13 protein-coding genes are annotated in these 12468 nt (G+C 70.0%); 5 read left to right on the forward strand and 8 right to left on the reverse strand.

Translation table 11 applies throughout. From position 1 onward, the window contains the following. Positions 1–503, reverse strand: a 503-nt coding sequence (locus GXW78_RS25485; RefSeq protein WP_211871735.1) for a hypothetical protein, incomplete at its 3' end; no start/stop codon positions are given. Between the two features lie 234 nt (positions 504–737). Here GXW78_RS25485 and GXW78_RS25490 point away from each other — a divergent pair. Beyond that, positions 738–1079, forward strand: coding sequence for a hypothetical protein (locus GXW78_RS25490; protein WP_211871736.1), 342 nt, complete (start codon positions 738–740; stop codon positions 1077–1079). 65 nt (positions 1080–1144) lie between these two features. On the opposite strand, the gene GXW78_RS25495 is transcribed toward GXW78_RS25490, so the two are convergent. The 4 genes from GXW78_RS25495 to GXW78_RS25510 form a co-directional block, all read right to left on the reverse strand. Next, complete coding sequence (locus tag GXW78_RS25495; protein ID WP_211871737.1) at positions 1145–1450, reverse strand: hypothetical protein; 306 nt, start codon at positions 1448–1450, stop codon at positions 1145–1147. 169 nt (positions 1451–1619) lie between these two features. After that, the gene (locus tag GXW78_RS25500) at positions 1620–2033 is read right to left on the reverse strand and encodes a Rieske (2Fe-2S) protein (RefSeq protein WP_211871738.1); all 414 of its coding nucleotides are present in this window, start codon (positions 2031–2033) and stop codon (positions 1620–1622) included. After that, positions 2030–3139 carry an amidohydrolase family protein gene (locus GXW78_RS25505; protein WP_211871739.1) on the reverse strand — a complete coding sequence of 370 codons (1110 nt, stop codon included), beginning with the start codon at positions 3137–3139 and terminating at the stop codon, positions 2030–2032. Before GXW78_RS25505 ends, GXW78_RS25500 begins: the two co-directional genes overlap by 4 nt. Continuing rightward, positions 3136–4200, reverse strand: coding sequence for an amidohydrolase family protein (locus GXW78_RS25510; protein WP_211871740.1), 1065 nt, complete (start codon positions 4198–4200; stop codon positions 3136–3138). The genes GXW78_RS25505 and GXW78_RS25510 overlap by 4 nt, the downstream gene beginning before the upstream one ends. Before the next feature lie 160 nt (positions 4201–4360). Here GXW78_RS25510 and GXW78_RS25515 point away from each other — a divergent pair, with 160 nt between their 5' ends. The 4 genes from GXW78_RS25515 (at position 4361) to GXW78_RS25530 (ending at position 8961) form a co-directional block, all read left to right on the forward strand. Further along, positions 4361–5389, forward strand: a complete 1029-nt coding sequence (locus tag GXW78_RS25515; protein ID WP_211871741.1) for an MBL fold metallo-hydrolase — start codon at positions 4361–4363, stop codon at positions 5387–5389. Positions 5390–5391: 2 nt separating this feature from the next. After that, positions 5392–7026 (forward strand): gamma-glutamyltransferase family protein, encoded by a 1635-nt coding sequence (locus tag GXW78_RS25520; protein WP_211871742.1) that lies wholly within the window; start codon positions 5392–5394, stop codon positions 7024–7026. Positions 7027–7224: 198 nt separating this feature from the next. Beyond that, positions 7225–7656 (forward strand): STY0301 family protein, encoded by a 432-nt coding sequence (locus GXW78_RS25525; RefSeq protein ID WP_211871743.1) that lies wholly within the window; start codon positions 7225–7227, stop codon positions 7654–7656. Between the two features lie 84 nt (positions 7657–7740). Then, positions 7741–8961, forward strand: a complete 1221-nt coding sequence (locus tag GXW78_RS25530) for a M20/M25/M40 family metallo-hydrolase (RefSeq protein ID WP_211871744.1) — start codon at positions 7741–7743, stop codon at positions 8959–8961. Between the two features lie 48 nt (positions 8962–9009). On the opposite strand, the gene GXW78_RS25535 is transcribed toward GXW78_RS25530, so the two are convergent. From GXW78_RS25535 to GXW78_RS25545, 3 genes are all read right to left on the reverse strand, one after another. Further along, positions 9010–11328, reverse strand: coding sequence for a DUF3141 domain-containing protein (locus tag GXW78_RS25535; RefSeq protein WP_211871745.1), 2319 nt, complete (start codon positions 11326–11328; stop codon positions 9010–9012). A 200-nt stretch (positions 11329–11528) separates the two neighbouring features. Then, entirely contained in the window at positions 11529–11771 is a 243-nt protein-coding gene (locus GXW78_RS25540) for a hypothetical protein (RefSeq protein ID WP_211871746.1), read from the reverse strand. Positions 11772–11805: 34 nt separating this feature from the next. Further along, complete coding sequence (locus GXW78_RS25545; protein ID WP_211871747.1) at positions 11806–12117, reverse strand: HU family DNA-binding protein; 312 nt, start codon at positions 12115–12117, stop codon at positions 11806–11808. Between the last annotated feature and the right edge of the window lie 351 nt (positions 12118–12468).

Genomic DNA, 12468 nt, shown 5'->3' on the forward strand with positions numbered 1-12468 from the left:
GCCTCCGCGACGGCAGGGCCTTCGGCCGCGAGCGCCGGCGGCAACGCGGCGCCATAGACGGCGCGCAGATGCGCCAGCCGGCTCGACGGGTCCCGCAGCGCGCCGGCGGGCGCCAGGCCCCAGCCGGCGATCAGCGGCCGCTCATCGACGGCGAGGATCGACTCCGGTCCGGCCAGCACCAGCGCGCCGCGCAGCAGCGGATCGCTCATCAGCGGCGCCAGCGCGGCGAGCTCGGCGGCGAGGTTCTGCTCCACCGCGGCGCGGCGTTGGGGTGCCAACGCGGCCAGGGGCACCGGGTCTCCGCCTGCCACCGCGTACCAGGACACCGAACCGGTGTTGCGTCCATTGCCCCAGGTGACGACGGGCTCGGCGAACAGCGCCGCGCGTTCCGGGCCGAGCAGCGCGCGCAGCCGCGCATCGGCATCGAGAACGGACACGCCGCCGACCGCGACCGGTTCGAGCCCCGTGAGCTCGGTCTTCAGGATGAAGCGCGGACTCGCCATGTCGTCGTCGGCTCCGGAGCGGATAGGGCGGCGCGCAAGGAAACCGCGCCTGTCGCGGGGATAGTAGGCGGCATGGTCTCAACGGAGAATGGCTTCGCCGTGGCGAAACCAGCCCTGGGCGGTTCTTGCGGCGCTGTGTCGTGAAGCACTTCATCCGCCGGCGCGGCCGTGGTTGACCTTGCACCCCTCGCGACGCGAAGCATCGCGCCGCAACGCTTGCCCAAGGTCCGAACGATGTCGCGCCTCCTGTTCGTGCTCGCCCTGCTGATCGCCTGCCCCGCCCTCGGGCAGGGCCTGCCGACGGCGAAGCCGCCGCCGCTCGGCGCGCCGGGTGGCGCGGCACCGATGCCCGTCCCGATGCCCGCACCCGGGCAGGCACAGGGCGGGGCGCCGGGACGCTGCGCCGCGCCGCTCGCCGCGGGCTGCCAGCGCATGCAGAGTTCCTGCCAGATGGCTTGCCCGCCGATGTGGAGCACCAACCCGAACGCGCCGGCCTTCACGCCGACCGACCGCGCCGGCTGCATGCAGCGGTGCTTCCACCAATACCTTTCCTGCCAGCGGCAATACGGCTGCTAAGCGTTACCACGTCGTCCAAGCGAAGGCTGTCGCTCAACGTTGGGCCGGCAGCGACGGAGACTGCCCTAGCAGCCCTCGATCCCGTACCGCGCCGCCGCGGCGCAGCGCATCGCAACGATGCGGTCGCCGATCCTGAAGACGCGGAAGCTTTCGCCATTGTCGCAGACGGCGTGGATCGAACCGTTCTGCTGCCGTTCAGCTCGCGTCAGGCGCGGGCAAACCTCGGCGTTGAAATTGCCGTGGATGGCGCGGAGCGCGACGCGGCCGGCATCCCCGGCAGGAGCGCCGCTGATCTGCGGCTCCTGCGCCGCCGCGACAACAGGGCCGGCAGCGACCGCCAGGATTAGGGCATGGAGGACGAGGCGAATCATGACACGCAGGTTAGGCGAGCGGGCGCCGGTGCGGAACAGCGTCATCTCCGCTGTGGCGCCGCCCCCGAGCAAGGCGATAGCGATGTAACGCTGCCACGCTCCTGTTTTTCTTAGATCCCGTGTTGGCGTCTACTTCTATCGAATTGATAATACGGCATTTGCAGGAAGGCTATGCCTCAACCACGACATAGGATTCCTCTACGCTTACCGGCACCGTCTCAGCCTGGTACGGGCCCTCGACCAGCGTCGCCCCGGCCTCCACCGCCGCCGGGAAGGGCCGCACCTTCGTTCGCCGCGGATCGAACCAGGACTTCCCGGTGCGGATATCGAACTCCCATTGGTGCCATGGGCAGCGGATGAACTCCCCGGCGCGGGAGAAGTGATACCGCCCCGGCTCGTCGGACAGCGTCAGTCCGCACTGGATGCCGCCGGACAGCGCACCGCCCTGATGCGGGCAACGATCGAGCAACGCAAAGAAGTCGCCATCGAGGTTGAACACCACGATGCGCTTGCCCGCCGCTTCCACCACCTTGCGCCCACCCGGCGGGATCTCCGCGACCGGCGCCACGACATGCCGGCTCATCGGAAGCGATAGATCCGGTTGGCGTTGCCGCCATAGATGGCCGCCCGCTTCTCCTCGGGGATGAAGGATGGGACGGCGAGCCGCGGGTCGTCGAAGTCCCAGTGCGGGTAGTCGGACGCGAACAGGATGCGGTCCCACCCGATCCATTCCATGGCGTCGAGCAGATGCTCCGGCCGCTCGGGCTCCTCGATCGGCTGGGTCGAGACGAAGACGTGGTCGCGCATGTATTCCGACGGCGCGCGGGTCAGATGCGGCACCTCATCCTTCAGCCGCTTCCACGAGGCGTCGAGACGCCAACCCAGTGATGGCATCCAGCCGAAGCCGCACTCGATCATGACCGCCTTCGCGTCGGGGAAGCGTTCGAACACGCCCTCCACGACCATCGAGGCGACCTGCGCCTGGGCCGAGGTCGCGTGTTCCTGCACTTCCTCGACATAGAAGGACGGCCAGCCGCCATTGGTCATGGCGTGGCCCGAATAGCCGAAGGCGTGGATGCCGATGGGCAGCCCCACCTCCGCGGCGGCCTCATAGATCGGCCAGTAACGCTGGCGGCCAAGCGGCTCGCAGGTGCGGCTCATCAACAGCACCTGGCAGAAGCGCGGATCGCCCGCCCAGTGCCGTATCTCGGCGGCCGAGGCCGCGCCGTCCTCGTAAGGCACGACGATGGACCCGCGCAGCCGGTCCTCATGCCGCAGCCAGTGCTCGACCTGCCATTCATTCACCGCGCGTGCGAGTGCCGCCGAGAGCCCGTCATTCACATCGCCCTGGCCCGACGGCTGCAACGGGTTCAGCACGCCGATATCCATCCCGTAGCGGTCGAGCAGTTGCTCCTGCAGGAACGGCAGATCGGACGCCGGCGGCCCGCCGCCCGGCGGCCAGGCATCCCGGCGGCAGGCCAGCGGCGCGGCCTTTGGGAAGGGATACCCTTTGGCGAAACCATGCCGGGCGTGGATGCCGTAGGTGGTCAGCCGGTGCCAGTCGGCATCCGACATGAACGGCCGGAACTCGGCGAGGTCGCGGACGCGCGGGTGGATGTCGACATCCACCAGGCCGAGCGTCGCGGCGGCGGGGCGTCCCGGCGACGCGATCGGGCGGACGAGGTTCATGCGTTTCCTCCTTCTTCCCCGATCCGAACATAGGTCGCCCGCGGGTTGTCCACCATGATCTTCGGCAGCAGCCCCGGCGGCAGGCCGGGCGGGACCAGTGCGTCGCCCTCGAAATGGGCATGTGGCCAGTCGGTCGCCCAGAGCAGCATCTCGTCGGAACGCAGGTGGTCGAGGAGGCGCGAGACGGTGTCGGCGTCCTCGGGCGCATCGAAGGGGCGGACGGTGAGGCGCACCTGATCGCGGATGATCTCGGCCGGCGGCCGGTCCACCCACGGGATCTCGAAGCGCACGCCCTTCCACGACTTGCCGAGCCGCCAGAGGAAGGCCGGCAGCCAGCTGACCCCCGATTCCACCAGCACGACCTTCAGCCCCGGGAACTTGCCGAACACGCCCTCGGTCAGCAGGGACGCCAGCGATGCCTGGAAGCCGTAGGCGTTGGAGACGTATTCCTCGACATGCCAGGACGGCCAACCGACCGAGGTCGGCGGATGCCGCCAGGCGCTGCCGGCGTGGATCGCAAGCGGCAGCCCGGCCTTCTCCAGCGCCGCGTGCACCGGCCACCATTCGCGCCGCCCGAGCGGGATCTCGCCCATGCACAGCACCATGGCCTGCACGAAGCGGCGATCCGGCGACAGTCGCTCGATCTCGGCCAGAGCCTCCTCGACACCGTTCGGCAGCAGGATCGCGGCGCGCAGCCGCGCGTCGCGATCGAGCCATTCGGCCCGGACCCAATCGTTCACCGCGCGGGCCATCGCCGCCGACATGTCGCGGCTGAACGGAAGTTGCACCGGGAACAGCGGGTTCAGGATGCCGATCGCGGCGCCCCAGCGGTCCAGCGCCTGTTCCTGCAACTGCCCGACGGTGGAGGGGGCGCTACCCTTCGGCCCGCGCCAGTCCCCGCGCACGGAGGACGGCGCGTTCGGCGGATAGGAGGCGCTTTCGAGCACCTCGATCCCGCGCTCCTTCAGCGTGTGGCGCCAATGGTCGTCCATGTAGGGCAGCAGCGCCGCCACGCCGGGCACGCCCGGGTGCAGGTCGCAGTCGATGGCCGCGTCCGTCACGTTTCCTCTTCGCCTCTTCTGCCGTGGCGTCGCGACAGGTTCGCCGCGATGGGCGCCCAGGGCAATACCGGGCGGGATCACGGCGGTGCCATGGGGCGGCGGCAGCCATGTCCAGGCGGGGATTGAGCCGCCGGCCCGGCCGGGCCACGCTGTCCGCGACATGGACATCGAAATCCCTCCGCCGGGCGAGGCGCGCGACATCATTCCGGGCCTGCGCTGGATGCGCTTCCCCCTGCCCTTTCCGCCGAATCACGTGAATGCCTGGCTGCTGGAGTACGAGGCCGGCGGCGTGAACGCGCCCCCCAAATGGCTCGCCATCGATACCGGCGTCGCCAATGACGAGACCCGGGGGCATTGGCACACGGCGCTGACGGGTGCGGCCTTCGGCGGGGGCGTGCTCGGCCGGCTGCTCGTCACGCATTTCCATCCCGATCATGCGGGGCTCATGGGCTGGCTATCCGAAACGCACGGCGTCACGCCGGAGATGACGCGCATCGAATGGCTCACCTCGCGCGCGGTCTGGTACGACACCGGCACCGACATGCTGCAACAGCAGGCCGAATTCGCCCGCATCGCCGGGGCGCCGGAAGCCTACAGCGCCTATCTGCTGCGGCGCGGGGCGCTTTACGCGAAGGCGGTCGCGCCGCTGCCCCGCACCTTCCGCGCCATCGCGGATGGCGAAACGCTGACGATCGGCGGGCGGAAGTGGCGGGTGATGACCGGCCAGGGCCACGCCCCCGACATGGCCTGCCTGTTCTGCGAGGAGGAAAAGGTCCTGATCGCTGCCGACCAAGTGCTGCCGCGCATCACGCCCTATGTCGGCCTGCATGCGGGTGAACCCGACGGCGATCCGCTCGGTGGCTTCCTCTCGACGATCGACCGCTTCCGCGTGCTGCCAGAGGACACGCTCGTGCTGCCATCGCATGGCGAGCCTTTCACCGGGCTGCATGCGCGGCTCGATGCGCTGGCCAACCACCACGCCGAACGGCTCGACGCCCTGGACGATGCCATCGGTGTGCCGAAGACCGCCCACGATTTGCTGCCCGTGCTGTTCCGCCGGCCTCTGGATGACCGCAGCCTCGGCTTCGCGCTGGGCGAAACCCTCGCGCATCTGCGCCGACTGGAACACACCGGCCGCGCCTGGCGCCGGTTCAGGGCTGACGGCGTCGTGCTGTGGGAGAGACGCTGACCATGCCGCGCCCCGCCCGCCGCATCCCGCCCGCCCGCGCCATGATCGTGGCACCCCAGCCGGAAGCGGTGGAGGCCGGCGCGGCCGTCCTCGCCGCCGGCGGCAACGCGATGGACGCAGTGCTCGCCTGCGCGTTCACGCAGGGCGTGGTGGACCCGATGATGTGCGGCATCGGCGGGCTCGGCGTCATGACCGTGCATGACCCCAGGACCGACACGGAGGTCGTCTTCGACGGGCTCGCCCCCTGCCCTGCCGGCGCGCATGCCGAGATGTGGTCGAACCTGTTCGAACGCGAGTGCTCCGACGGCTACGGTTTCGTGCTGCGCGGCGCGGTGAATGAGATGGGCCGCACCGCCGTCACCGTGCCCTCCATTCTCCGCAGCTTCGCCGATGCGCACGACGCCTTTGGCCGCATGCCGTGGTCCGGCCTGTTCGACGGCGCGATCGCCTGCGCGCGGGATGGCTGGATGGTGCGCCCGCACGTCCACACGATGATGGCGATGGACGAAAGCGCCTATGGCCGCGTCAGCACCGCCGAAAAGCTGAAACTGACCGAGGATGGCGCGCGGCTGTACCTGCGCGCGGACGGCACACCGAAACGGCCGGGCGAGACGGTCGTGAATCCCGAGCTGGCCACGACGCTCGCGACCATCGCCCGTGACGGTGCCGACGCCTTCTACACCGGCGAGATCGCCCGTCGCATCGCCACCGACATGGCAGCCCATGGCGGGCTGATCACCGAGGCCGACCTCGCTGCCGTGCGGTCGCGCCGCGTCGCACCGCTCCGCGTGCCCTATCGCGGTCGCACGCTGGTGCTGCCGCCGCCGCCTGCGGGCGGCGTCTTTGTGGGCGAGGTGCTGCGCATCCTGGAACATTTCGACCTGCCGGCGATGGGTCACAACAGCCCGGCCATGATCGTCGCGCTGGCCGAGGCGATGAAGATCGCCGGCATCGACAAGGACACCCATGTCGGCGATCCGGACTTCGTACCGGTGCCGCTCGACCGGCTGCTCGGTGACGACCACACGGCCGACGCGGCCGAGCGCATCCGCCGCGGCGAGCGCACCAGCCTGGAGCGCACAGGCGCCGAGCCGAAGGGGACCACCACCATCTCCTGCGTCGATGCGGAGGGGCTGGTGGTATCGGTCACGCATACGCTCGGCGTGCCCTCCGGCGTCGTCGTGCCGGGCATGGGCTTCATGCTGAATGGCGCGATGAACTGGTACGATCCGCGACCGGGGCGCGCGACCTCCTACGCGCCGGGCAAGCGGCGGTATTCGTCCATGTCCCCGCTGATCGTCATGGAAGGCGATACGCCGGTCGCGACCCTCGGCGCGCCCGGCGGCGCCTGGATCGGCGTCGCGCTGGCGCAGGTGCTGGTCAACCTGTTCGATTTCGGCATGGGCATCCAGGAAGCCGTGCTCGCGCCCCGCGTCAGCGCCACGAGCGGAACGCTCGACCTGTCGCTGCGCATCCCGCGCGCGACCGAGGCGGCGCTCGCCGCCGACGGGTATCGTGTGAAGCGCGTGCCGACGACCTACGCCTTCGCCGGCGTCCATGGCATCACCTTCTGGGACGGCATGCTGGACGGCGCCGCCGATCCACAGCGGGATGGCTACCCGGCCGGCATCGCCTGAAACCCGCGCGGACGCGCCTGGAGACGCATCTCGCTTGGAGCCCCGCACCCCGCTACCGACCCGTGGCGCGATTCCCCTGGCCCTTCCAGACGGACCATGACCGCCCCGGTTGCGCAGCCCCAGCATTTCAACGACGCTCCGGTTCGCAGCGGGACGCGGAGTGACCAGTACCCGCGCGATCCGAAGGAAATGCCGCCCATGCTGCTTCGTCGTTGCCTGCCGGTGCTCGCCCTGACGGGCGCCGCGGGGTTCGTCCCGGCCGCCCACGCCCAGTCCCCGCAATTCCCGCCCTGTCCGACGACGGTGGAGGTCGCGCAGCAATTCACCGGCACCGCGCCGGAGGGCTGGCAGGTCGTGCAGCGCCCGACGGACCGGCGGATCGTCGACATCCGCTTCCAGAACGGCCCGTCGCCGACCGAGCCCTTCATCGCTCATTCATCGGGCAGCGGCCCTGGCGCGAGCTGGAGCCTGCACTACGAATTCCCGGCCTCGCGCAGCTCGGTCTACATGGTCTGCATCTATGCCGACACGGCCTTCGCCGCGATCCGGGAGGTCCGCGGCCCGCTGCCGCCGCGCGCGACCGTCACCTACGATCACGTCAACTTCCGGACGACGCTCTCCTACCCCTGACGGCGGCACCGGCCGGCCCCTTACCCCGGGGCCGCCACCCGCCTATGAGGGGGCCCATCCGAACGCCCCGATGGACACCGCCTCATGAACGCCTCCGAGACCATCGCCGCCATCCGTGCGGATGCCCGCTTCGCCAAGGCGGCCGCGCAGCTTGCCGCCGATCACGACCGCACCGTGCAGGACGTGATCACGTTGACCGAAATCCCCTCCCCGCCCTTCGGGGAGGAGAAGCGCGCCGCGGCCTATCTCGACATGCTTAAGGCGCACGGCCTCGAAGCGGTCGAGCAGGACGAGATCGGCAACGTCATGGGCATCCGCCGCGGCTACGGCAATGGCGACCTGCTGGTCGTCGCCGCGCATCTCGACACGGTCTTCCCCCCGGGCACCGATGTGCGCGTGCGCCGCGAGGGGACGAAGCTGTTCGCGCCCGGCGTGTCGGACGACACATGGTCGCTGGCGGTGAACCTCGCCTTCATCCGTGCGCTGGACGCGGCCGGCATCCGCACGCGGCAGGACATCCTGTTCCTCGGCGATGTGGGCGAGGAAGGGCTCGGCGACCTGCGCGGCGTGCGGCACTTCTTCGAGAAGTCGCGCTATCGGCCGAAGGTGCGCGACTTCCTGACGGTGGACAGCCCGCAGGTGGAACACATCGTCTCGGGCGGCGTCGGCTCCCGGCGCTATCGCGTGACGTTCCGTGGGCCGGGCGGGCACTCCTACGCCGCCTTCGGCCTGGTGAACCCGATGTATGCGATGGCCGAGGCAGCGCGTGGGCTCGCCGCCGTCGAGGTACCGAAGTCGCCGCCCACCACGCATTGCGTCTCCGTCGTCTCAGGCGGCACCTCGATCAACGCCATCGCCAATGCGGTGACGATCGAGGTCGACCTACGCTCCGCCTCGGCCGCTGAGTTGCAGCGGCTCGATGAACGCTTCCTGAAGATCGTCGATGAGGCCGTGGCGACCGAGAACGCCGCGCGCTCGACCGCCGCCGGCGTGATCACCGCCGAGATCGCCCGGGTAGGCGACCGGCCGGCCGGCGAGACGCCGGCACGGTCGCCGATCTGCGCCATCGCCGCCGCCGCCGTCGCCTCCGAGGGTTACGCGCCGCGGTTCGAATTCTCCTCGACCGACGCGAATGTTCCGATGAGCCTCGGCATCCCGGCGCTCAAGGTCGGCGCCGGCGGGCGCGGCGGCCGGGCGCATTCGCTGGACGAATGGCTGGATGTCGAACCGGGCGAAAGCCTGCGCGGCATGCGGACCACGCTCGCCACCATCCTGGCCCTGGCTGGAATGGAAGGCATCGGCTGACCACGGACGGGCGCGGAGGGGCCAAGGCCCCTCCATCGACCGGTCGGACTACTTCGTTGATGACGGCGCGCGGCGCCGCGTCCCACGGGGCGCCGCACCCGCCGGCGCCCGTTCATTTGCCCGAGGGCGACGCGGGGCGGCCGCCGCGGTAGCGGCCGGCGGGTCCTCCGCCGCGGGCTGCGTTTCGACGGCCGGCTCGGCGGCCGGCTCCGCGATCGGCGCCGCCACCTCTCCCAGGAACAGGCGTTCCACGACCGCCGCCCGTTCGGCCACCGCCGCCGACATCTCGCCCGTCGCGTCCAGCACCGACCGCAGCACCGCGAAGCCCTCCGCGCGCTGGCGGTGGTCGTCCGGCAGCAGGGCCGGCAAGGTCTCGATGGCCCGTGCCTCATCCAGCAACAGCATGAAAAACTGCCGCCTGATCACACGCTTGAATGCCGGCAGCGGCAGCGATGCCCGGCCGAGCCGGGCCCGGATGTGCCGGATCACCACGAAGCTGCGCTCGTCGACCTGCGCCGTCGGCATGCGTATCCAAAGCAGCGCGCGCACCAGCGCCTCGCGCAGCCCTCCCTCGCCCATCGATGCCGCCAGGCGCTCTGACTGGAGGGCGACGAAGGCGCGGTGATCGGGGGAATCGCCGGGGTGCAGGCGTGGCGGCGCGCTGGCTGCCGCCACGCCGGTCGCCGCCTGCACCAGCGGCGCGGCGTAGAATTGTCGGAAGAAGCGCTCGGTGAGCGCGTCACGCTGCCGGCCATAGGCCTCCAGCAGGTGTGTCACCGCCTGCGAGACCTGGCGTTCGGCGGCGCGGCCGGGATTGTCCTCGGACACGGGCGCACGGCCGGCGCGCGCCATCTCCGCGGCCGCCCCGATCCAGGCCATGGCCGGATTGCGGTCGGAGAACATGGCGTAGGGCAGTCGCGCGGGATGCAATTGCGCCGCAGCGCCCGTCGTCAGCGGCGTCGCCAGCGCACGCACGGCCGGCTGCGCGACATGGCGGTAGAAGGCCAGATTTGTCTCCGACACGCGGCGCATCGCGGCGAAGCGGCGCTCATCCTCGGCACTGGTACCGCCGTGCTTCGCCAGGTCGGGCAGGTCGCGCGCCTCGAAGGTGGCGCGCCATTCGCCATGGCCCGGCATGTCCATCGCCGTGCCCGTCGCCGGGTGCAGCACCGCCTCGTAGAGCCCCGGCGGCAGCACGTCGATCATGTCCATGGTCGAGGCGAACTCGTTGTGTTCCTTCTTCGCCACGCCGCCCGAGACGAAGATGCCGAGATGCCCGATGCTGCCATGCACGGAATAGACGATGGTCTGCCCGTGGGTCTGCAGGTCCTGGAGGCTCGGATAGAGATCGGTGATCCAGGACAATGCCTGCGCCGGTGGCGTGATCTCGTCCCCTTCCGAACAGAACACGATGATCGGTGAGGCGATGGCACGCAGGTCGACGCGCGTGCCATCGGAAAAGGTCAGCTCGCCGGTCGCGAGGCGGTTGCCGATGAACAGCTCGTCGACGATGAACTGCATCTCCCCGGCATTCAGCTCGACGTGGCCGCCCCACCATTTCTCGAAGCCGAGATAACGGTCGGCGGCGCGATCGACGTCCGACCAGACCTCATACTGCTTGGTCCAGTAGGTATTGGCCGGATTGCCCGATTCGAAGTTCGTGACCAGCCAGGCGCCGTCGAAGATGCCACCGCCGATGTCGCCGGTCATGGCGGTCATCCATGACCCGCCGAGCAGCCCGCCGAGGTAGCGCATCGGTGCCCGCCCGGGGACACCGGCCCAGTAGGAGACCGGCGTACCGGCGACCAGCAGCGGACCGAAGGCGTCGGGCCGGATGGCCGCGGCCATCAGCAATGCCCAGCCGGCCTGGCAGTTGCCGATCGTGACGGGCTTGCCGTCGGGCGTCGCGGCGTGCCGGCGCCCGACCTCCTCGGCGAAGGCGACGATGGCGCGGACCACGTCCTCGATCGTCTGCCCGGGTTCCGGCTGCGGCCGGAACCCCACGAAATAGCAGGGATGGCCGGCGGCCAGCGCCACGCCGATCTCACTGTCGGCCTTGAAGCCGCCGATGCCCGGCCCGTGCCCGGCGCGCGGGTCGATGACGATGAAGGCGCGGTTCAGCGGGTCCGTCGGCGGCGCACCCTCGGGCGGGGTGATGCGCGCCATCCAGTAGTTCACGGGGCGCGGCAGGTCGCGCCCGTCCATCACGACCTCGAAGCCGAAGCTGAGGACGTTGCGCATCGGATCGTGCTCGCGTTCCAGGAACGCGTTGCCGCGCTGGCGGAGCACATCGAGGAAAATGACCGAGCGCTGCCAGGCATCGACGGCATAGGCGGCCCAGGGGAACGGGCCGGGTTCCGCGGTCATCGCAATCCTCCTGTCGAGCGCAGGAGCGTGTCCTGTCGCGGCGTGCACGAGGCAGCCGGCCGGTCAGCGGGCGCCCGGCGACCTTCATAGCAGGATCGCCGCGGGCACCGACACGGCAGAGCCGATGATCGGGCTGGTAAATTCCTGTGACACACGCCGCCTCGGCCGCCCGGCCACGCTGGGACCGGGCGGTGGCCGTCTCAGGCGACGCTGAGTTCGACGCCGCGCTTGCTGCGGCCGGGCCTGAACGCAACACCGCCGCGTTCGAAGACGCGGCGGAGCGTGGCAAGGACGGTTGTCGGCGGCATCGCGTGACCGGCTTCGAAGGTCTCGAGCACGGCCACCGGGATGCGCGCGACGAAGGCGACCTCGGCGGTATCGAGGTCGAGCAGCGTCCTCGCCTCGCGGCAAAGCAGCGGCGTCAGGACAGGTTGTTGCTCCATATGGGCCGGTTCCTCCCCTTGGTCCCGGTGGGCCTCAGCCCTTGGCCGCCTTGCGCTTCGCCTTCTTGACGCCGCCAAGCGCCGCGGTCTTGAGCGACGGGCTCGCCTTGAAGCGGACCGTGGCGCCGGCCTTGATCTGGACCTTCTCGCCGGTCTTGGGGTTCAGCCCCGAGCGCTTCGGGGTTTCGCGGACGATGAAGGCGCCGAAATCGGGGATGGTGAAGCGCCCGTTCTGGACGATCTCGCCCTTGATCGCCTCGATGAGGTCACCGGCCAGCTTCGTGGCGGCGACGCCGGTCAGGTCGGTCGAATTGGCGATGACCTCGGACAGGAACTTCTTCGACACAGGCGGTATCTCCGTTGCAGACTGCCCCGCCATAGCCGACGCCGGCCGGCTTGTCAGCGCCGCGCGTGACATGCCGGCCGTGCACCGAACTGCCGGCGGTGGTTCAGCCCATCAGATCGAGCACGAGCCGACGCAGTTCGGCGTTGGAAAGGCCGGCGGGCTCCGGCGCGTCTACCGCGGTTTTCCCGGGAATTCCGGCGAGTGGAAGGGGTTTGTGCCCAGGCAGGGCGATATGTGTGACTTGATTCTTCATAGGCTTCGATATGGCATTGTCGCCTCCGCAACGGCGCGGTGGCTGCAAAGTTTCCTTGATTGTGAATTGAGTGCGACTCGGGGCCTTTAGCGAAGAAT

The organism is Neoroseomonas terrae, assembly GCF_018129025.1.
Taxonomy (GTDB): Bacteria; Pseudomonadota; Alphaproteobacteria; order Acetobacterales; family Acetobacteraceae; genus Neoroseomonas; species Neoroseomonas terrae.